The sequence below is a fragment of the Roseicitreum antarcticum genome, from assembly GCF_014681765.1.
GTDB classification, from domain to species: domain Bacteria; phylum Pseudomonadota; class Alphaproteobacteria; order Rhodobacterales; family Rhodobacteraceae; genus Roseicitreum; species Roseicitreum antarcticum.
Genome location: NZ_CP061498.1, coordinates 2,311,073 through 2,331,851 on the forward strand (window position 1 = coordinate 2,311,073; position 20,779 = coordinate 2,331,851).

The following is a 20,779-nucleotide window of genomic DNA, read 5'->3' on the forward strand; positions in this document are numbered from 1 at the left end:
TCGTGCTTTCCATGACCTCAATCCCCCGCCGCGCGGCCCTTGAGGGCGACAATGCCCTTCGGCCGGAACTGGATGAACAGAATGATGAACAGGATCATGTAGGTCTGCGCCGCCAGCGTGTTGGACGGGTTGAACCACTCGATCCCCTTTTGCAAAAAGCCGATCAGCGATGCCCCGGCCAGCGTGCCCCAGACATTGCCGACACCGCCGACAACCACGGTCATGAAGCTTTGCACGATGTAATTCGCCCCCATCTCGGATGTGACCTGCGCATAAAGCCCGATGGCGACGCCCGCGATCCCCGCGATGCCGGACCCAAGGCCAAAGGTCAGCATGTTGATGCGGTCCGGGTTGATCCCCATGCTGGCCGCCATGCCGGGGTTTTGCGTGACGGCCCGCACTTCCAGCCCCAGCCGGGTGCGCTTCAGCACAAACAGCAACAGCCCCAGAAAGATCAGCGCCATGACGAAGATCGCAATACGGATATTGCTGATCCCGATGATGTCGTTGATCGTCAGCGCGCCCGACAACCAGTCCGGCGCAGTCAGCGGGCGGGCCTGCGTGCCAAAGATGTTCTTGGCCAATTGCTGCAAGGCAATCGAAATGCCGAAGGTCGCCAGCAACGTCTCCAGCGGCCGCTTGTAGAGGTGCCGGATCACCAGCCGCTCCATCGCCACGCCCGCGCCGAACGTCACCATAAAGGCCAGCGGCAGCGCCACCAGCAGGCTCAGGGTATAATCCGGGATGAACAACTGCACGACATAGCCGGTATAGGCGCCCATCATGATGAACTCGCCATGCGCCATGTTGATGACGCCCATCACCCCGAAGGTGATCGCCAACCCGATCGCCGCCAGAAAGAAGATCGAGGCCAGCGACAGCGCGTCCAGCCCCAGATCGACGCCCTGATAGACCCCCAGCCGCAATTGCGTCGCAGCCAGCGCATCCTGGGCGGCGGTGGTGATGGCGGGGTCGTCTTCGGCATAAACCTCGTAGAAGACATAGCCCGACACCGCATCCGCCACATCGGCATCGGTCACCAGCGGCGGCACCAGCCCGTCGGCCTCCAGCTGTTCATACGCACGTTCACGCGCGGGAATCGTGTCGAGCTGATGCACCGGCACCCCGCCCACCGCGCCCGCATCGACGTTGGCTTGCAGCGCGGCGCGCATCGCCTCGGGCGTGGGGCGCGGCGGAAACAGCCCGTCGGCCACCAATTGGTCATAAGCTTCATCAAGGCCCAGGTCGGTGCCGACCTCGATCTCGCGCGCGATATTGCCGCCTGCGGGCAGTTCGGTCCCGAAGGTCGTCGTGCTGCCGAGGATCAGGTTCAGCGCGCCACGCGCCTCGATGCTGATGTCGCCGCCCAGGGCGTCAATCGCCGCGATCCGCGCCTCGGCGGTCTCGCCAAACCGCGCGGTCAGCAGGGCCAGCAAACGTTCCTTGCGCAGCAAGATCGCCGCATCAGGCTCATCGGGGATAGACGCTGCCAGCAGCGGGATCTGTTCGGGGTCGGGGCTGCGCGTGATGGATTCCAGCGCCGACAACCGCAGCGCCGGGTCATCATCGGACAATTCAAACTGCACCAGCACCGCGCCGATCACACGGCGCACGCCCGCATTGGGCCGGATCTGATTGACCTCGCGCGTGGTGACGGTACCGGCCGCGTCTTCGGTATCAATGTCGATCAGCGTCAGCGTGCCATCTGCATTCTCGGTCGCGTAAAAAAACAGCCCGTCATCGGGCCGCTCATACAGCGCGCGGCTGTCCCAACTGCGCAAGAAACCCGGCGTGCCGGGGATCTCGGCTGCGATCAGCGCGTCCAGCACCCCCGAAACGGTCTGGCGCGACGGCGATGCGACCTCCTCCTGGTAGTCCTGAAGCAGGCTTTGCAGGCTGCCCAGCGCAGGGTCTGGCGCCGTGTCTTGCGCCACCACCTGCATGGGGCGCAGCATCACAGCAAAGCACAGCGCGCACAAAAACAGCACCGCGCGGGCGATCCGGGGGTTCATCGGCATCGGGGGACGACCTCTGTTCAGCCTTGGTATCTGATGACGCAAAAGGGGGGGCGGGGCGCAAAACCGGCCCGCCGTGCCGCGCGTCAGGAAAAAGGGGGCAGGCAGATCGCCCGCCCCCAGGCACATTCAGGATCAGTAGTTAGAGGTGATCTGAACGCAGGTTTCGGTCGCGGTGTTGTACATCCCGCATTCCAGTTCCTGCCAGTCGCTGGTCAGCACGGCGCTGTCAGGCAGGAAGTCGGTCCAGGCATCGCCCGGCACTTCGGTGGTCTGGCTGATGATGTCGAACTGACCATCGGCGCGGATCTCGCCGATCAGCACGGGCTTGGTCAGGTGGTGGTTCGGCAGCATGACTGCCGTGCCGCCCGTCAGGTTGGGGAATTCCTGCCCCCACATGGCTTCGCGCACCGCGTCCACATCGGTGGTGCCTGCCTCGGTCACGGCGTTCACCCACATGTTGAAGCCGATATAATGGGCTTCCATCGGGTCGTTGGTCACGCGGTCTTCACCGGCGAATTCCTTCCATGCGGCGACGAAATCGGCGTTGATCTCGGTATCGGCGGACATGAAGTAGTTCCATGCAGCCAGGTGACCGACCAGTTCCGACGTGTCGAGGCCCGAAAGCTCTTCTTCACCGACCGAGAACGCGACAACCGGAATGTCGGCCGCGCTGACACCGGCCGAGGCCAGTTCCTTGTAGAAACCGATGTTCGCATCGCCGTTGATGGTCGAGATCACGCCGACCTGCTTGCCGCCTGCGCCCAGCGCCACGACGTCAGAAACGATCGTCGCCCAGTCGGAATGTCCGAACGGGGTGTAGTTCACAAAGATATCTTCCGGGGCGATACCTTTATCCAACAGGTAGCTTTCCAGAATGTTGTTGGTCGTGCGCGGGTAGACGTAATCGGTGCCCAGCAGCGCAAAGCTTTCGACACCCAGTTCCTCCAGGAAGTAATCCACCGCCGGGATCGCCTGCTGGTTCGGTGCGGCGCCGGTGTAGAACACGTTGCGCGACGATTCCTCGCCCTCGTATTGCACCGGGTAGAACATCAGCCCGTTAAGCTCTTCCAGAACCGGCAGCACCGACTTGCGGCTGACCGAGGTCCAGGCCCCGAAGATCACATCGACTTCGGTCACGGTCAGCAGTTCGCGCGCGCGTTCGGCAAACAGCGGCCAGTCGGACGCAGGGTCGACCACCACGGCCTCCAGCTCACACCCCAGCAGACCGCCCGCGGCGTTTTGCTGTTCGACCAGCATCAGCATGACATCTTTCAGCGTGGTTTCCGAAATAGCCATGCTGCCCGACAACGAATGCAGCACACCCACCTGAATCGGGCAGTCCTGAGCGTGGGCCGGCAGACCTGCAACAATCGCCGTAGCGGCGGTCATCGACCAGAGCAGCGTTTTGGTCTTAATCATAAGTTGTCCCCAAATTCATGCCGCCCCTGACCGCCCGTCAATCTTCAAATTCCGGGTCCGGGCCACTATATGCAGCCGGGCAGCGTTGTTGTTGCACGGGTGTGGCGGTTCAGTCTTGCAGGATCGGGCCGCCACACTTCAAATTTGCGCGTTTGTAACGCACAGGTGAACGTCATGCGGTCTTGCATCTGTTTTCAATCCGGTTGCAGCGCGCGGCACAGAACAGGCAGGGCTGCGCCCGTTCTTGAGGCACTTCTGCGTCATTTCGCCTGATTTTTAAGCTTCAACCATGCATCGCCGCGCCACGCAGCCGCAAAACCCGGGCGCAGATTCGCGGGAACACCCGCGCACAGACGGCAATGACACCTACCCCCGGTAGCGGTTATCGACCACGCGCTTGGCCTTGCCTTCGGACCGGGGCACGCTGCCCGGCGCGGCGATCACCACCTCGGACGACACGCCGACCACATCCTTGATGTTCTTGGCCAGCATCGCGGCCAGGGTATCGCGCATCGCAGCGTCGATATGGCTGGTCACCGGCTCTACATGCACACGCATCACCCCCAGACGGCCCCGCGACACCAGTTCGATCTGGTAATAGGGTGCCAGCCCCTGCACGCGCAAAACCTGCTCCTCGATCTGGCTGGGAAAGACATTCACGCCGCGCAGCACGATCATATCATCGCTGCGCCCGGTGATCTTGGCAATCCGGCGCATCGACCGCGCGGTGCCGGGCATCAGCCGCGTCAGGTCGCGGGTGCGGTACCGGATCAGCGGCTGCCCCTCTTTCGTGAGGGTGGTCAGCACCAGCTCGCCCATCTCTCCGTCGGGCAGAACCGCGCCGGTTTCCGGGTCGATGATCTCGGGAAAGAAGTGATCCTCCCACAGATGCAGGCCGTCCTTGGTCTCGACACATTCATTCGCGACCCCCGGCCCCATCACCTCGGACAGGCCATAGATATCCACTGCATGCATGTCGAAGGATTGCTCGATCTCGGCGCGCATGGAGTTCGACCAGGGCTCTGCCCCGAAAATCCCCACCTGCAGCGCACTGGCGCGCGGGTCCAGCCCCATGCGGCGGTATTGTTCCAGGATGTTCAGCATGTAGGATGGCGTGACCATGATGGTCGCAGGGCCCAGATCCTCGATCAGCGTCACCTGCCGCTGCGTCATGCCGCCCGACACAGGCACCACGGTGCAGCCCAGCTTTTCCGCACCGTAATGTGCGCCAAGCCCGCCGGTGAACAGCCCGTACCCATAGGCGACATGCACAATGTCCCCCGGCCGTGTGCCGCTGGCCCGCATCGACCGCGCGACCAGATTGGCCCAGTTTTCAATATCCCCCGCAGTATAGGCCACCACAGTCGGCTTGCCCGTGGTGCCCGATGACGCATGCACGCGCGACAATTGCGTGCGCGGCACGGCAATCAGGCCAAAGGGATAATTCGCGCGCAGATCCGCCTTCATGGTGAAGGGAAATTTCGCCAGATCCTCCAGACAGGTCAGATCGTCAGGATGAACGCCCAAGGCGTCAAAGCGTTCGCGGTACATCGGCACATTGTCATAGGCATGGCGCAGCGACCACCGCAGCCGCGTCAACTGCAACGCCGAAATCTCATCCCGGCTGGCAATTTCGATCGGGTCCAGGCTACTTCTCGGCGGGGTGAGATCTTTCATGCGGTATCGGTCCTGCTTGGGGCTTGGGGGTCGGTCGGGTCAGGGGCGCGCGTCACCGCACACGGCGGCGCAGCCAAACGCGCTGCGACCAGACGCACTGCGGCGACCAGCCGGGCGGCGGGCGGCGGGGCGCATCTGGCGACGGTGTTCATGCGCTGCGGTCCTGACGGGCGAAAAACGGGGTATGCCCCGGCATCGCACCGGCGCGACAGCACCGATCCCGGGGGTTGTGCGCCATACTTCTGGGTTGCCCCGCCAAGGTCAAGGTCAGGAAATGCCAGAATACGAATTTTCCTGCCTGCATAAGTCATTCGATCCCTTCACAATTCATCCGCCACGGGGCGACGCAGCGCACCGGGTTGCCACCGATCGCGGACGCCCCGCCAAAAGACAACCCGGCGTTGCACCGTTTCGCACTGAAATGTTGCGGTCTTGTGATGAATGCCATTAAACATGGCGCAGGCGCTTGCAGGAGGACGCGCGCCGCGCCCGCAGGCATCCGATTTTGCACCACCCGATACTTCACTGCATCAACGCGACCATCAAGGGAGAAGACATCATGACCGAGAGACGCACAATCCTGGGCCTGCTGGCAGGCGCGACACTGGCGGCATTGTCCGCAGGCGCCGCCAGCGCGCAGGAGGTGACATTGCGCCTGCACCAGTTTCTGCCCGCGCAAGCCAATGTGCCGGTGCAGGTCCTCGATGTGTGGGCGGATAACGTCGAGCGTGACTCGGGCGGGCGCATCAAGGTGGAACGCTATGCCTCCATGGCGCTGGGCGGCACGCCGCCCGAACTGATGGACCAGGTGATCGACGGCATCGCCGATGTGATCTGGACCGTCAACGGCTACACCCCCGGGCGCTTCCCCCGGTCCGAGGTGTTTGAGCTTCCCTTCATGGTCTCCGACGCCCGCGCCGCATCCTCGGCGCTGTGGCAGATGTATACCGAACACATGGCCGACACCGACTTCGCCGAAGTGAAGATGCTGGCAATGTGGGTGCACGGGCCGGGCATGTTCCACACCAACAGCCCCGTCAGCCGCCCCCTTGACCTTCAGGGCATGAAGATCCGCGGCGGCTCTCGCGGGGTCAACGACCTGCTGGCCCTGACCGGGGCCGAAGCGATCGGCATGCCGATCAGCGGCGTGCCCGAAGGCCTGTCGCGCGGCGTCCTTGACGGCGCCACCATGCCCTGGGAAGTCACCACGGCGCTGCGCGTGTCGGAACTCGTCGAAAACCACACCGAGTTCGAAGGCCCTGCCCTCTATACCCTGACCTTCTCGCTGGCGATGAACCCCGATGTCTATGCCGCGCTGCCTGATGATCTGAAGACCGTGATCGACCAGAACTCTGGCCACGACTTTTCGGTCTTTGCGGGGGGCACACAGGCCGATGCCGACGGCCCCGCGCGCCAGCTGGCGCTGGACCGTGGCAACACCATCGTCACCGTCTCAGAGGCGGATGCGCAGGAATGGACGGGCCTGGTGTCTCCCCTCTATGCGGCCTGGGTCGCGGACATGGAGGGGCGCGGCATCGACGGGCAGGCCCTGATCGATCAGGCACAGCAACTGATGGCGGATTATACGCCGCAATAACACCTCCCAGAACGGCAAAACCAAAGGCGTGGGGCAGCGATGCCCTGCGCCAGCGATGCCCTGCGCCCAAGCGATGCGCTGCACCAGCGATGCCCTGTGCCGACCTGCGCAAACGACACTCCGCCTCGGTTTTCCGCACCGCCCCCGAACGGGCACCCCGTGCCGACCGGCAGGGGCCAAACGCCATTGCCACAGTCGGCATTGCGGCGTATCCGGGGCCTTGTGCCCGCGCGGGCGCATCGCCTCACGCCCCCGGACCCCCAGAACCGGACCCCAAAGACCGGCCCCCAAAGACCGGACCAGACGCATCGACAGGAGCCGCCTTTATGGTTCAGCAGCTGCACCGCCTGATCTACGCACTGGCCTACGGCGTGGCGATCATCGGGGGTATCGTGCTCAGCGCGCTGATCTTGATGATCTGCGCCTCGATCATGGGCCGCACCGGCGCAACCCTGCTGCATTCCGACCTGATCGGCGGGGCCTTTCCCGACACCGCCGCCCGCTTGCTGGGCCTGGGCATCGGCGCGGTGAAGGGCGATTACGAGCTGCTTGAATCCGGCATGGCCTTCGCGGTCTTTGCCTTCCTCGGCCTCTGTCAGATCACATCGGGCCACGCCACCGTCGATGTCCTGACCGACCGCCTGCCTGACCGCGCCCGCCGCCTGTTGCAAATGGGGATCGAAATCGCCTTTGCCGCAGCCCTCGTGCTCATCGCGGTGCAGCTCCATGACGGGCTGCAGACCCAGATGCGGCGCGGGTCGGTGACATTCTTGCTGCAATATCCCGTCTGGTGGTCCTATGCTGCGGCCTTCGTCCCGGCGGTCTTTGCCGCTGCCGTCGCGGTCTGGATGGCGCTGGTCCGCACCGCCGAGGGGCTGCTGGGCCGCCCCCTTATCGACCCCGCGACCGGAGCGCACCTGTGACCAACCTTGAAATCGGCATCGCCTCCTTCCCCGCGCTTCTGGTGCTGATCTTCCTGCGGGTGCCCATCGGCCTGGCCATGTTCATCGTGGGCTATGCGGGCCTGTACCTTGTCACCGGGTCATCGGGCATGGCGCTGGCGCGGCTCAAAAGCTCTGCCTATTCCACCTTCGCCAGCTATTCGCTGTCCATCGTGCCGATGTTCTTGCTGATGGGCTATTTCGCCACGCTGGGCGGCATGTCACAGGCGATCTTTCGCGCGGCGGCGGCCTTCATCGGGCACCGGCGCGGCGGCATCGGCATGGCGGCCGTGGCATCATGTGCGGGCTTTGGTGCGATCTGCGGCTCGTCGCTGGCCACCGCCGCCACCATGGGCCGGGTCGCGCTGCCCGAACTGCGCCGCTTTGGCTATGCGGGCGGCATCTCGACCGCCGCACTGGCGGCGGGCGGCACGCTGGGCATCTTGATCCCGCCCTCGGTCGTGCTGGTGATCTACGCCATTCTGGCCGAACAGAACATTGCAAAGCTGTTCCTTGCCGCGATTGTCCCCGGCATTCTGGCCGCCATCGGCTATATGCTGGCGATCTCGGTCTATGTCCGCCTGCACCCCGACCGGGCGGGCACGGCGGCCCGCGTCGGCTGGCCGGAACGCCTGCGCCTGCTGACCGGCGTCTGGCCGGTGCTCGCGGTCTTCATCGCGGTGGTCGGCGGCATCTATGGCGGCATCTTCACCCCCACCGAAGGTGCGGCGGTCGGCGCGCTGGGCACCGGGCTGATCGCGTATTTCAGCGGCGGGCTGACCGGGCGCACCCTGATGGAGGCCTTCGCCTCGACCGGCAAATCGACCGCAATGATCTTCTTCATCGTGTTCGGCGCGGCCTTCTACAACGGCTTTCTCGCACTGACGCAGGTGCCGCAGGAATTGTCCACCTGGGTCGTGACACAGGGCCTCAGCCCCTTGATGGTGCTGGTGGTGATCTTGCTGATCTACCTTGCGCTTGGCTGCGTGATGGACAGCCTGTCGATGATCTTGCTGACCGTGCCGATCTTCTTTCCCGTCATGATGTCCCTCGACTTCGGCATGACGCCCGAGCATGTGGCCATCTGGTTCGGCATTCTGGTCCTGATCGTGGTCGAGGTCGGACTGATAACCCCACCCGTCGGCATGAACCTGTTCATCATCAACGCGATGGATCGCGGCACCCCCATGTCCCAGACCTACCGCGCCGTCCTGTATTTCGTTGCGTCAGATATCATCCGCGTTGCACTGCTGGTGTTGTTTCCTGCCATAACATTGTTTCTGATACCCTGATCCTGCGGGGACGCAGGGCAAGAGGCAACGCAAAGGACAAATCATGAAGATCGACGGACAGATTGCCCTGATCACCGGCGGCGGCAGCGGGCTGGGGGAAGCCACCGCGCGCCATCTGGCGGGCCGGGGCGCCAAGGTGGCCGTGCTGGATTTCGACGCCAAGCGCGGCGCTGATGTCGCGCATGACATCGGCGGCATCTTCGCCCATGCCGATGTGGGCGACGCTGCCAGCGTGGCCGCCGCCTTCGCGCAGGTGACCGGCCATTTCGGGCAGGCCCCCCGCATTGCGGTCAACTGCGCCGGGATCGGCCTTGCGGCGCGCATCGTGGGGCGCGAAGGCAAGCTGTCGCTCGACCTTTTTGAACGCGTGATCCGGGTCAACCTGATCGGCACCTACAACGTCATGTCCTACGCCGCACAGGCCATGTCCGGGTTGGAGCCGCTCGATACCACCGAACGCGGCGTCATCATCAACACCGCATCCGCCGCCTATGAGGACGGGCAGATTGGCCAGGCCGCCTATGCCGCCTCGAAGGGGGCGATTGCCTCGATGTGCCTGCCCGCCGCGCGCGAACTGGCCCGCCCCGGCATCCGCGTCATGGCCATCGCGCCGGGCCTCTTCCACACCCCGATGATGGAATCCCTGCCGCCCGAAACCACCGCCGCGATCACCGCCAACATCCCCTTCCCCGCCCGGCTGGGCGACCCGGCCGAATTCGGCCTGATGGCCGCGCAGATCATCGAGAACGCCTACCTGAACGGCACTGTCATCCGGCTGGACGGCGCAGTGCGCCTGCCGCCCCGCTGACGCAACGTTGATGGGCCGCTGAAAAAGGCCCTCGCCAATCCCCGGCGGGCGTTGGCACAGCGAAAGGCACGCATGACAGCCGCGCCCGGGCGGAACCTGAAAAGCATCGCTTTTCCCCGCCCGCGCCGACCCACGCACCACCATGACACGTCACCGATGCAACCCGGCGGCGACAATCTCCAGCGTGATCTGGCGGATCAGGTCCACCCCCGATGCCGCCGCCGGGCCGGGGCGCGTGGTCAGGCCCACCGCGCCGGACAGGTATGCCGCGTCGGTGGCCAGCACCTGCATCCGCCCCAAAGCCAGATCGCCGCTGACCACCCCGCGCGAAATGAACCACACCGCGTCCGACTGCACCACGATCCCGCAGCCCACCGTCAGCGCCACAGTCTCGAACGCCGGGCGCAGCGCGCTCAGGTCATGGGCGGCCAGCAGCGCCTCGACCGGGCGGCGGATGATCGCGCCGTGCGGCGGCAAGATCACCGGATAGCGGCGCAGCGTCGCGGCCAGCGACAGCCCCGCCGCCTGTGCAGGGTGCCCCGCGCGCGCCACCAGCACGATATCATCGTCATAAAGATGCTCGAACGACATATCCTGCATCTCGCCCGCATCAGGCATCCGGCCCAGCATCAGGTCGATGCGGCCGCGCCGCAGCAATTGCATCAGATGACTGTGCGGCCCCGTGATGATGGCCAGCGTCGAATCCGGGCGCAGCGCATGGAACCGCAGCGCCACATGGGGAAACAACTGCGTCGCCGCCGTGGGCAACACGCCCGCGCGGATCACAGCCTCGGCCCGGCCGGGATGCAGCGCATTCGCCGCCGCCTCGAACGCCTGCACCCCAAGGCTGGCATGGTGGCGAAACAGCGCCCCCGCCTCGGTCAGCGCCAGCTTGCGCCCATCGCGGCGGAACAGCGGCGTGGCCAGCAGCGCCTCCAACTCTGCCAGGGTGCGCGACAGCGCGGGCTGCGTCACACCCTGTGCCTGCGCCGCGCCGGTGATGCTGCCAAAGGCCGCAATATCCAGAAACGCCCGGATATGGCGCAGCTTAACCCCGGGGTGCAGCCCCGCATGCGCATTGCCACCCGCGCCATCTATACCCATTTGGTTATGAACTTCACCCAAGATTGCATTTTCCATCGGAATTGTTTCCCGATAGGTTATGCCAAGCCTTCCGCCGCGCCAAGCCCCCGGCGCCCCATCACAGGATACCCCATGCCCGACTTCGCCGCCAAAGGCACTGCCACCCGCCGCCGCGTGCTGGGCGACGCCCATGTCGACCGCTCCATCGCCGCGCAGACACCGATGGACGCGCCGTTTCAGGCGCTCATCACCGATGCCGCCTGGGGCCATGTCTGGTCGCGCGACACGATCAGCGCGCGCGAACGCTCCATGATGACCATCGCGCTGCTGGCGGGCCTCGGCAATGAGGAAGAACTGGTGCTGCACCTGCGCGCCACCGCCAACACCGGCGCCAGCCGCGATGACGTGCTGGAGGCATTGTTGCACGTCGCCATCTACGCGGGCGTCCCCCGCGCCAATTCCGCCATCCGCATCGCCAAGCAGGTTTTCGCCGCGATGGACAGCCCGAAGGACCCAGCATGAAACCCGCCGAATACTACATGCGCGACCGGAACTGGCAGCCGCCCGCGCTGACGCCGAACTACAAGACCTCGGTCGCGCGCTCGCCGCGCCTTGCCATGATCTCGCTGGAAAACACCGTGTCCGAAATCACCGGGCCGCGGTTTGGTCACGAAGACCTCGGGCCGCTGGACCATGACCTGATCCGCAACTACGCCACCACCGGCGACCCGGTGGGCGAACGCATCATCGTGCATGGCCGTGTGCTGGATGAAAACGCCCGCCCCGTGCCGGGCACGCTGGTTGAGGTATGGCAGGCCAATGCCGGCGGGCGCTACCGGCACAAGAAGGACACCTACCTCGCACCCATCGACCCGAATTTCGGCGGCTGTGGCCGCACCCTGACCGATGCCGAAGGCTATTACTTCTTCCGCACCGTCAAACCCGGTGCCTACCCATGGCGCAACTGGGTCAACAACTGGCGGCCCGCGCACATCCATATCTCGGTCTTCGGGGCGGGCTTCACCCAACGGCTGATTACCCAGATGTATTTCGAAGGCGACCCCCTGATCGCGCATTGCCCCATCGTGCAATCCATCGTCGACCCAGGCGCGGTGGACCAGCTGATCGCGCCTCTGGACCTGAACGCGGGCATTCCGCTGGATAGCCTTGCGTATAAATTCGACATCATCTTGCGGGGCCGCCGATCCACCCTGTTTGAAAACCGGCTGGAGGGGAACTGATATGCCGCAACCCTTGCACTACCTGAAGGAAACCCCCTCGCAGACCGCTGGCCCCTATGTCCATATCGGACTGGCGCCGGGGGCCGCAGGGTTCGAGATATTCGAGAATGAACTCGGCCGCGACATCGCCGGGCCGGACGCGCCGGGCGAACGCATCCGGGTCGAAGGGCTGGTGACCGACGGCACCGGCGCGCCGGTAAAGGACGTGCTGCTAGAGGCATGGCAGGCCGACGCATCGGGCATCTACCCCCATGCCGAAGATCCCCGCCACGCCGATTGTGCACCCGGGTTTCGCGGCTGGGGCCGGGTCATCACCGATTTCGACACCGGGCTTTGGGCCTTTGATACCGTCAAACCCGGCGCGGTGCCGGGCCGCAATGGCACCACGCAGGCCCCCCATATCTCGCTTTGGATCGTGGCGCGGGGCATCAATATCGGCCTGAACACCCGCCTTTATTTTGAAGATGAAGACAACGGCGCCGACCCCGTGCTGGGGCTGGTCGAACAGGCGCACCGCCGCGACACGCTGATCGCGCGCAAGACAGCGCCGGGCCACTACCGCTTTGACATCTGCCTGCAGGGCGACGCGGAAACCGTATTTTTTGACATCTGAGGACAATATGACCAACCCCTGCATTCTGTGCGTCGCCATCACCGGATCGGTGCCGCGCAAGGAACATAACCCCGCCGTCCCGATCACCATTTCCGAACAGGTGGAAAGCACCCATGCCGCGTTTGAGGCCGGTGCGGCCATCGCGCATTGCCATGTGCGCAACGAGGATGAGACCCCCAGCGCCGACCCCGAGAAATTCGGGCGCCTGAAGGAAGGCATCGAGGCACATTGCCCCGGCATGATCGTGCAGCTTTCCACCGGCGGGCGTTCCGGTGCGGGCCAGGCGCGCGGGGCCATGCTGTCGCTGCGCCCTGATATGGCCTCGCTTTCGGTCGGGTCGAACAACTTCCCCACCCGGGTCTATGAGAACCCGCCAGACCTTGTGGACTGGCTGGCGTCTGAGATGCAGACCTATGGCGTCATGCCAGAGATCGAGGCATTCGACCTTTCCCACATCTTCCAGGCGGTGAAGATGCAGGCCGACGGCAGGCTGAAAGGCCCGCTCTATGTGCAATTCGTCATGGGGGTGAAAAACGCCATGCCGGTGGACCGTGAGGTGCTGGAATTCTATATCGCCACCCTCAAACGCCTTGCCCCCGATGCGCAATGGTGCGGCGCGGGGATCGGGCCGGGGCAGATCATGATGAACGAATGGTCCATCGCCATGGGTGGCCATACCCGCGCGGGGCTGGAAGATAACCTGCGTCTGGACCGCACCACGCTGGCCCCGTCGAACGCCGCGCTGATCGCCCGCGCCGCCGAGTTGTGCGCGAAATACGACCGCCCCGTGGCGACCCCGGCACAGGCGCGCGCCATCCTGGGCCTGCGGTCCATCTGATGTCCGCCGTGGGGGCTGGCCCTGCCCGCCCCCACGCTGCACTGCGGCGGATCAATCCGCCTTGCCCCGCCCGGCGTTGCGCTTTATCCCATGGGCAGTCACATAAAATGCCGCGACCCATGAGGGGGGAAAAGACACCATGACCGACGCACCACGCAACACCCGCTTTGACAAATCCCGCCTGCCCTCGCGCCATGTGACCGAAGGTCCGGCCCGCGCACCTCACCGCAGCTATTTCTACGCCATGGGTATCTCCGAAGAGGAAATCCACGCCCCCTGGGTCGGCGTTGCCACCTGCTGGAATGAGGCCGCGCCCTGCAACATCGCGCTGAACCGTCAGGCGCAGGTCGTCAAGCACGGCGTGAAGAAAGCCGGTGGCACCCCGCGCGAATTCACCACCATCACCGTCACCGACGGCATCGCCATGGGGCATGAGGGGATGCGCTCGTCGCTCGCCTCGCGCGAAGCGATCACCGACACCGTGGAACTGACCATGCGCGGCCATTGCTACGATGCGCTGGTGGGCCTTGCCGGCTGCGACAAATCGCTGCCGGGCATGATGATGGCCATGGTCCGGCTGAACGTACCTTCGGTTTTCATCTATGGCGGGTCGATCCTGCCGGGGCGCCTGAACGGCAAGGACGTGACCGTCCAGGACGTGTTCGAGGCGGTCGGCCAGCATCAGGCGGGCAATTACTCGGACGCCGAGCTTGCCATTCTGGAACGCATCGCCTGCCCCAGCGCGGGTGCCTGCGGCGGCCAGTTCACCGCCAACACGATGGCCTGCGTGTCCGAGGCGATCGGGCTGGCGCTGTTGAATTCGTCCGGCGCCCCCGCGCCCTACGAATCCCGCGACCAGTTCTGCGAGGCATCGGGCGTCGCCGTGATGAACCTGATCGAAAAGAACATCCGCGCCCGCGACATCGTTACCCGCAAATCGCTGGAAAACGCGGCCCGCGTCGTGGCCTGCACCGGCGGCTCTACCAATGCAGGGCTGCACCTGCCCGCCATCGCGCATGAAGCCGGGATCGACTTCGACCTCTTCGATGTGTGCGACATCTTCCGCGAGACGCCGTATTTCGTCGATCTCAAACCCGGCGGGCAATATGTCGCCAAAGACCTGTTCGAAGTCGGCGGCGTCCCCGTCGTCATGAAGGAACTGCGCAAGGCAGGCCTGCTGCACGAAGATTGCATGACCGCATCGGGCCGCAGCCTTGGCGAAGAACTCGACAAGATCACGGGTGAGGCCGACGGCCGCGTCATCTACCCCGTTTCCACCCCGCTGTCGAAAACCGGCGGCGTCGTCGGGCTGAAAGGCAACCTCGCCCCCGAAGGCGCGATCGTCAAAGTCGCAGGCATGTCCGAGGCAGAGCAGGTCTTCAGCGGCCCCGCCCGCGTGTTTGAATGCGAAGAAGACGCGTTCGAGGCTGTGAAAGCCCGCCAGTATGTCGAAGGCGAAGTGCTGGTCATCCGCAATGAAGGCCCCGCAGGCGGCCCTGGCATGCGCGAAATGCTGGCCACCACCGCTGCCCTGTCCGGTCAGGGCATGGGCAAGAAGGTCGCCCTCATCACCGACGGGCGTTTTTCCGGCGCGACCCGTGGCTTCTGCGTCGGCCATGTCGGGCCAGAGGCCGCGCATGGCGGCCCCATCGCGCTTTTGCAAAACGGCGACGTCATCACCCTGAACGCGCTCACGGGCGAAATCCTTGTCGACCTCAGCGATGATGAGCTGGCGCAGCGCAAGGCCGCCTGGACCGGCGCGCGCCCCACGATCTACGCCACCGGCGCGCTGTGGAAGTATGCGCAACTGGTCGGCACCACCCGGCTGGGCGCGGTAACGCATCCGGGCGCGAAGGCTGAATCGCATATCTACATGGACCTTTAGGCGCATGCTGCGCCCCACCGAAAGGTCCGGCTGAATGGCTGGCCGGATTTCTGTCGCGGCCCTTTGCGCGGTCGCAATCCTGTCCGGGTGCATGGACGGGACGGGCGCGCAGACCGTGGCAGAAACCCGGCGCACCATCGCCGGGGTCACCATCACCGGGCCGCACGGCTATTGCATCGACAAGGCCGCATCGAACGCGACTTTCGTGCTGCTGGGCGCCTGCGACAGTCTCTATGGTTCCGCTATCGCGCCGCGGCATTATGCCATCCTCAGCGCGGCCGTGGCCGAACCCGACACCGACGCGCCCATCCCGCTTGCCGATTACGCCACCTTCTTCGCCTCGGACATCGGGCGCGCCGCGCTCAGCCGGGACGGGGACGCCAGCACGGTCACACTGCTGGCCTCGGACATCCGCAGGGATGTGCTGTTCTTGCAGATCAGCGACACCAGCCAACTCAACGCAGGCAGCCTTGCTGCGGAATACTGGCGCGCGCTCCTGCGGGTAGACGGGCGGATCGTCACGCTGAACGTGCTGTCGCCCGGCGCAGACCCGCTGACCGCGCCGGAAGGGCAGGCCAAACTGGCAGCCTTTGTCGTGGCCATCAACGACGCCAACGCCGACTGACCCGGCCCCACCTGCGCGTCCCCCACCCGGCCTGCGCCGACATGGAAACGCTTAATCCCCTGATGTGAAACAATTAATGCCAGATTCATACTTATGCAGAATCGCTGCACTTGCTACGAATTTTGGACACAAATTAACCAGTTTCCAGCCACGGGGATGCCCATATGTCTTTCTTCAAATTTGCCTTCGCCAAAAAGGCTTTCTTCAGCAAACCCTTTTCCTACAAGCAGCCTGAAGCCGAAAAGGTCAGCAGCTTCAAGGAAAACCTGTTCCAGAAGATCGCCCAGATCAAGGAGACGGTGCAAGAAAAAGTCTCTGACTTTCTGGAACACTGCAAGGCCAAGTTCACCCCCGACACCGATCCGCACCCCGAGCCCCAGCCCCAGCCCGAGCCCCAGCCCGAACCCGAGGACAAGTTTGAATGCCCCGATGTGGTCTCCGAATGGGGCGATGCGCCCATCGACAGCCTGGTGCTGCACTACACCGACGCCAATGATGAGGTGTATTCGGTAAAGGTGGAAATGGCGGGTTTCGATCAGGAAAACGACCTGACCGACGATTATTTCCGCAACTGCCTGTCGGACATGGACAAATACCTGCAATCCAAAGGCATCGAAGGTATCGCGCAACCCGCGAAGCTGTCCGGCCTGACGGTCGTGGGGCAGGACGAGGACGATACCGCCTTCTTTGAACTCAACGACTCGGACCTGGAAGAAGCCGATGTCGATCCCGCCGAGGTGGATTACGACCTGCTGGCCGAGGATGGGCAAACCTTCTGGAACTACGATTACGCGCTGGAAGGCTTGCGCACCGACAGCAACGATGCCGCCACCACCGACGCCGATGAGGCCGATGCGGAAGAGATCGAAGAACTCTACGCCTGATCGCCCGCACCTTGCGCGCGCCCATCCAGGGCAAAGTACCGGGCCATGCCCGGTACTTGTCGTTTCTGGCCTGCGTTCGTTTTGGCAAAAATCCGCGTCAAACCGCAGTATTGTCGCCACATCTCCGCATTCCTGCCCGAATTGGCGGCCATACCGGCCCCCAGAGTATCATGGGACGGGTAGCGTAATGGACAGACTGACCGAGATGGAGGCCTTCGCAATGGTCGTCGACCAGGGCGGATTCACCGATGCAGCGCGCAAGATGGGCATTTCCAAATCCGCAGTGTCCAAGCACGTCTCGGCGCTGGAAACCCGGCTTGGCGCGCGGCTCCTGAACCGCACCACCCGCCGCGTCAGCCCCACCGACATCGGCCTTGCCTATTACGACCGTGCACGCCGCGTGCTCAATGACGCGGGCGAGGCCGACAGCCTGGTCACCGCGATGCAATCCGCCCCCTCGGGCCTGTTGCGCATGTCCGTGCCGACAGATTTCGGCACCACGCTGCTGTCGCCGATGCTGGGGCCCTTCTTGCAATCCTACCCCGACATCAGCGTGAACATGGTGCTGAAGAACCGCTATGTGGAACTGATCTCGGAAGGGTTCGACATGGCGATCCGCATCGGTGATCTGGCCGATTCCAGCCTGCGCGCCCGCAAATTCGCCGAAGCCAGCTACCGCATGATCGCTGCACCCAGCTACCTTCAGGCCCATGGCCGCCCCATGCGCATCGACGATCTGAACGAACACCGGCTGCTGCATTATTCCAACCAGGCCAGCAACAACGTGTGGAAGATCATCGCACCCTCGGGGGAAACCCGGCAGGTGCGCTGCGAAGGCTGGCTGACGGTGAATGACGGACAATCGCTGCTCAACGCTGCGGTGGACGGCCTGGGCATCGCCTATCTGCCCAGCTATCTGTACCATGACGCGCTGAAGACCGGGCAGGTGGTCGATGTGATCCCCGACCTGCCAAAGGACATCAAGGGCGTCTATGCCGTCTATCCGCCGGGCCGCTACACGCAGCCAAAGGTGCGCGCCTTCATCGACTATCTGGCGATCAGGTTTTCCGGCATCGGCCCCGACACCTGGTAGGCCGGGCATCCCCGCCCCAACACAGGCCACTCATTCGCCGATCCAGCACGGGCGCCGATCCAGCGACGGGGCGCGCGCCCCCCGTCTGCCCGCGATCCGTCTGCCAGCGACCCGCCGGCCTACGACCCGCCTCAGCCCAGCGCGTAACCCGCGCCGCGCACCGTGCGGATCGGGTCGCCGCCGCCGTGCACACACAGCGCCTTGCGCAATCGCCCGATATGCACGTCCACCGTGCGGGTATCGACGTAAATATCCTGCCCCCACACCCGGTCCAGCAGCTTTTCCCGGCTCCAGACACGGCCGGGACGCTCCATGAAGGTCTCCAGCAGGCGGTATTCCGTCGGGCCCAGCTTCAGCGGCTTGTCCGCGCGCGTCACCATATGGCGTTCGGGGTCCAGCTTCAGGTCTTCATGGGTCAGCACCTGATCGGCCGCCGCCGGGCGCGTGCGCCGCAGGTTCGCGCGCAGCCGGGCCAGCAATTCGCTGATCGAATAGGGCTTTACCACATAATCATCCGCCCCGGTTTCCAGCCCCTGCACCCGGTCGGGTTCGTCGCTGCGGGCAGAGACCATGATGACGGGAATTTCCCGCGTGTCCAGCCGCGACTTGATCTGGCGACAGACCTCGATGCCCGACAGATGCGGCAACATCCAGTCCAGCAAGATCAGGTCGGGCCGCTGTTCTTGCACCACCAGCAACGCCTCTTCGCCATCGGCAGCGGTCACGGTGCGGTAGCCCGCGGCTTCCAGGTTATAGGTCAGCATCGCCCGTTGTGCAGGCTCGTCATCGACCACAAGGATCAGGGCCGGGGTGTCAAAACTTGCCATCAGTATCAGGTCCTGCTGCCCGGATAGGGAACGTCGACCTGCGCGGTCGAGGTGCCCTTGGGCCGCGCCTCGGGCCGCGTGCCGGTTTCCAGATAAATGATCTGTTCACAGATCTCGGTCACATGGTCGCCCATCCGCTCCAGGTTCTTCGAGATGAACAACAGATGCATGCAGCTGGTGATCGACCTTGGGTCTTCCATCATATGCGTCAGAAATTCCCGAAACAGCGCGTTGGTCATCTGATCGACCTCTACATCGCGTTGCAACACATCGCGCACAAGGTCCAGATCCTTGCGCGCATAGCCATCCAGCGCATCCTTCAGCATCAGCCGCACAGATTTCGCCAGCCGCTTGATGGAAGCCGCCGCCCCTTCGACCCGGTGCGCTTGCGCCAGGATCGGCACCCGCTTGCCCAGGTTCTTCGCGTAATCGCCCAGGCGCTCCAGGTCGCCCGCGACCTTCATCACGGTAATCACCGTGCGCAGGTCGCCCGCAGCAGGGCTGCGCAGCGCCAGCACCCGCACCACGGCAGTGTTGATGTCTTCTTCCAGCGCATCGATCTTCTTGTCACCCTCAACCACGCGGGCGGCAAGTTCATCGTCACGGGTTTCCAGCGCCAGCGCCGCATCGCGGATCGCCTCTTCGACCAGTCCGCCCATGCTCAGGATCTGCGCCTGAAGCCGGTCCATGTCCTGATCGAACACGCTGAGTATGTGGGGTGCTGGCATGATGGACTCCTCATTCACTTGGGGACGCTGCTATGGCGCGGCCACAATGCGTATTTTTCAACAAGATAGCCGCTTGTCACGACAGATATATGACAAGGGCGCGGTGGTTTTGTAAATCATGTGTCTTTCGGCAGTTGCACGCTGAAGGTACTGCCCACGCCCTTGCTGCTCTGGATGCTCAGCCGGGCGCGGTGGCGGTTCAGGATGTGTTTGACGATGGCAAGGCCCAGCCCGGTGCCGCCCTTCTCGCGTGAGCGGTGGGTATCCACCCGGTAGAACCGTTCGGTGAGGCGCGGCAGGTGGACCGAATCGATCCCGTCGCCGGTATCCACCACATCCACAATCACCACCGGGCCGCTGAACCCCGGCATCCGCGCATGTTCCCGCGTGCGGATCGTCACCGTCCCGCCTGACCCGCCATATTTCACCGCATTCTCGATCAGGTTGCGGAACACCTGGATCAACTGGTCGCGTTCGCCCCGGATAACGTGCGAACTGGTGGCAGGATCATAATTCAGCCGGATCTGGTTGTTTTCGATCTGCGGACGCAGCGCCGCGATGGTCGAGCCGATGACATCGGACAGGTCGATCAGATCGCGCGGGCGTACCTTCTCGTTTGCCTCGACATTCGACAGCGACAACAGGTCATCGACGATGCGGTTCATCCGCTGCGCTTCCTTGGCCATGATGTCCAGAAACCGCAGCCGCGCCTCGACATCATCGCGCGCAGCGGTCTGCAATGTCTCGATGAAACCGCCCAGCACCGTCAGGGGCGATCGCAATTCATGGCTGACATTCGCCACGAAGTCGCGGCGCATCTGCTCGGCTTCCTCGATATGGCTGATGTCCACGAAGGTGGCCAGCGTCACCCGCGCACCGCTTTTGGGCTGCAGCTTGCGCAGCACCATGCGAAAGATCGTCTCGCCCGTGGGGGTGGTCTGGATGAAGCGCGCCTCGGTGCCAGAGGTGTTCGCATCGCGGATCGCCTCAAATGCCCGGGTCGCATCAGGCTGGCGGATGATCGCATAGACCGACTGCCCTGCCAGATTCGGGCCCAGCGTTTCGGACGCGGCATCGTTGGCCGTCATGATGCGCTGATCCTCACCAACCAGCAGCACCGGGCCCGGAATGGCCATGATCAGGGTGGAATATGCTTCAACGCTCACGCGCGGACCTTTCTGTTCACCGAAATCCGCAATCAGCCAAAAAC

The 20,779-nt window shown here is 64.2% G+C and carries 19 protein-coding genes; 12 read left to right on the forward strand and 7 right to left on the reverse strand.

All coding sequences use genetic code 11. From position 1 onward, the window contains the following. Positions 1-17 precede the first annotated feature (17 nt). The 3 genes from urtB to paaK form a co-directional block, all read right to left on the reverse strand. Positions 18-1,943, reverse strand: coding sequence for an urea ABC transporter permease subunit UrtB (gene urtB / locus H9529_RS11095; protein WP_397544904.1), 1,926 nt, complete (start codon positions 1,941-1,943; stop codon positions 18-20). Between the two features lie 207 nt (positions 1,944-2,150). Beyond that, a complete protein-coding gene (gene urtA / locus H9529_RS11100) occupies positions 2,151-3,407 on the reverse strand; it encodes an urea ABC transporter substrate-binding protein (RefSeq protein WP_092885275.1) in 1,257 nt (418 codons plus the stop codon). Between the two features lie 396 nt (positions 3,408-3,803). Then, a complete protein-coding gene (gene paaK, locus H9529_RS11105; RefSeq protein WP_092884276.1) occupies positions 3,804-5,114 on the reverse strand; it encodes a phenylacetate--CoA ligase PaaK in 1,311 nt (436 codons plus the stop codon). Between the two features lie 559 nt (positions 5,115-5,673). Between paaK and H9529_RS11110 the strand changes: the two genes are divergently transcribed. The 4 genes from H9529_RS11110 (at position 5,674) to H9529_RS11125 (ending at position 9,752) form a co-directional block, all read left to right on the forward strand. After that, positions 5,674-6,711: a TRAP transporter substrate-binding protein gene (locus tag H9529_RS11110; RefSeq protein ID WP_092885277.1), complete on the forward strand. Its 1,038-nt coding sequence runs from the start codon at positions 5,674-5,676 to the stop codon at positions 6,709-6,711. A 326-nt stretch (positions 6,712-7,037) separates the two neighbouring features. Continuing rightward, the gene (locus tag H9529_RS11115; protein ID WP_223814143.1) at positions 7,038-7,634 is read left to right on the forward strand and encodes a TRAP transporter small permease; all 597 of its coding nucleotides are present in this window, start codon (positions 7,038-7,040) and stop codon (positions 7,632-7,634) included. Beyond that, positions 7,631-8,944 carry a TRAP transporter large permease gene (locus H9529_RS11120; RefSeq protein WP_092884278.1) on the forward strand — a complete coding sequence of 438 codons (1,314 nt, stop codon included), beginning with the start codon at positions 7,631-7,633 and terminating at the stop codon, positions 8,942-8,944. Before H9529_RS11115 ends, H9529_RS11120 begins: the two co-directional genes overlap by 4 nt. Positions 8,945-8,987: 43 nt before the next feature. Continuing rightward, positions 8,988-9,752 carry an SDR family NAD(P)-dependent oxidoreductase gene (locus H9529_RS11125; protein ID WP_092884280.1) on the forward strand — a complete coding sequence of 255 codons (765 nt, stop codon included), beginning with the start codon at positions 8,988-8,990 and terminating at the stop codon, positions 9,750-9,752. Positions 9,753-9,902: 150 nt separating this feature from the next. On the opposite strand, the gene H9529_RS11130 is transcribed toward H9529_RS11125, so the two are convergent. Next, positions 9,903-10,892, reverse strand: coding sequence for a LysR substrate-binding domain-containing protein (locus H9529_RS11130; protein WP_176846771.1), 990 nt, complete (start codon positions 10,890-10,892; stop codon positions 9,903-9,905). A 75-nt stretch (positions 10,893-10,967) separates the two neighbouring features. On the opposite strand from H9529_RS11130, the gene pcaC reads away from it, so the two are divergent. The 8 genes from pcaC (at position 10,968) to H9529_RS11170 (ending at position 18,014) form a co-directional block, all read left to right on the forward strand. After that, positions 10,968-11,357 (forward strand): 4-carboxymuconolactone decarboxylase, encoded by a 390-nt coding sequence (gene pcaC / locus H9529_RS11135; protein ID WP_092885281.1) that lies wholly within the window; start codon positions 10,968-10,970, stop codon positions 11,355-11,357. Beyond that, complete coding sequence (gene pcaH / locus H9529_RS11140) at positions 11,354-12,076, forward strand: protocatechuate 3,4-dioxygenase subunit beta (protein ID WP_092884284.1); 723 nt, start codon at positions 11,354-11,356, stop codon at positions 12,074-12,076. Before pcaC ends, pcaH begins: the two co-directional genes overlap by 4 nt. A gap of 1 nt (position 12,077) precedes the next feature. After that, a complete protein-coding gene (gene pcaG / locus H9529_RS11145; protein WP_092884286.1) occupies positions 12,078-12,689 on the forward strand; it encodes a protocatechuate 3,4-dioxygenase subunit alpha in 612 nt (203 codons plus the stop codon). A gap of 7 nt (positions 12,690-12,696) precedes the next feature. Beyond that, entirely contained in the window at positions 12,697-13,527 is an 831-nt protein-coding gene (locus H9529_RS11150) for a BKACE family enzyme (RefSeq protein ID WP_092884288.1), read from the forward strand. A 139-nt stretch (positions 13,528-13,666) separates the two neighbouring features. After that, positions 13,667-15,412 (forward strand): dihydroxy-acid dehydratase, encoded by a 1,746-nt coding sequence (ilvD, locus tag H9529_RS11155; protein ID WP_092884290.1) that lies wholly within the window; start codon positions 13,667-13,669, stop codon positions 15,410-15,412. A 34-nt stretch (positions 15,413-15,446) separates the two neighbouring features. Further along, entirely contained in the window at positions 15,447-16,037 is a 591-nt protein-coding gene (locus tag H9529_RS11160; protein ID WP_092884292.1) for a hypothetical protein, read from the forward strand. Positions 16,038-16,201: 164 nt separating this feature from the next. Beyond that, on the forward strand, positions 16,202-16,921 hold the full coding sequence (locus H9529_RS11165) for a hypothetical protein (protein WP_092884294.1): 720 nt from the start codon (positions 16,202-16,204) through the stop codon (positions 16,919-16,921). Positions 16,922-17,108: 187 nt separating this feature from the next. Continuing rightward, on the forward strand, positions 17,109-18,014 hold the full coding sequence (locus H9529_RS11170) for a LysR family transcriptional regulator (RefSeq protein ID WP_092884296.1): 906 nt from the start codon (positions 17,109-17,111) through the stop codon (positions 18,012-18,014). A gap of 131 nt (positions 18,015-18,145) precedes the next feature. Here H9529_RS11170 and phoB read toward each other — a convergent pair whose 3' ends face one another. From phoB to H9529_RS11185, 3 genes are all read right to left on the reverse strand, one after another. Beyond that, a complete protein-coding gene (gene phoB, locus H9529_RS11175) occupies positions 18,146-18,841 on the reverse strand; it encodes a phosphate regulon transcriptional regulator PhoB (protein ID WP_092884298.1) in 696 nt (231 codons plus the stop codon). A gap of 5 nt (positions 18,842-18,846) precedes the next feature. Continuing rightward, positions 18,847-19,569, reverse strand: a complete 723-nt coding sequence (gene phoU, locus H9529_RS11180; RefSeq protein WP_092884300.1) for a phosphate signaling complex protein PhoU — start codon at positions 19,567-19,569, stop codon at positions 18,847-18,849. 116 nt (positions 19,570-19,685) lie between these two features. Continuing rightward, the gene (locus H9529_RS11185; RefSeq protein ID WP_092885283.1) at positions 19,686-20,705 is read right to left on the reverse strand and encodes an ATP-binding protein; all 1,020 of its coding nucleotides are present in this window, start codon (positions 20,703-20,705) and stop codon (positions 19,686-19,688) included. Positions 20,706-20,779: the final 74 nt, after the last annotated feature.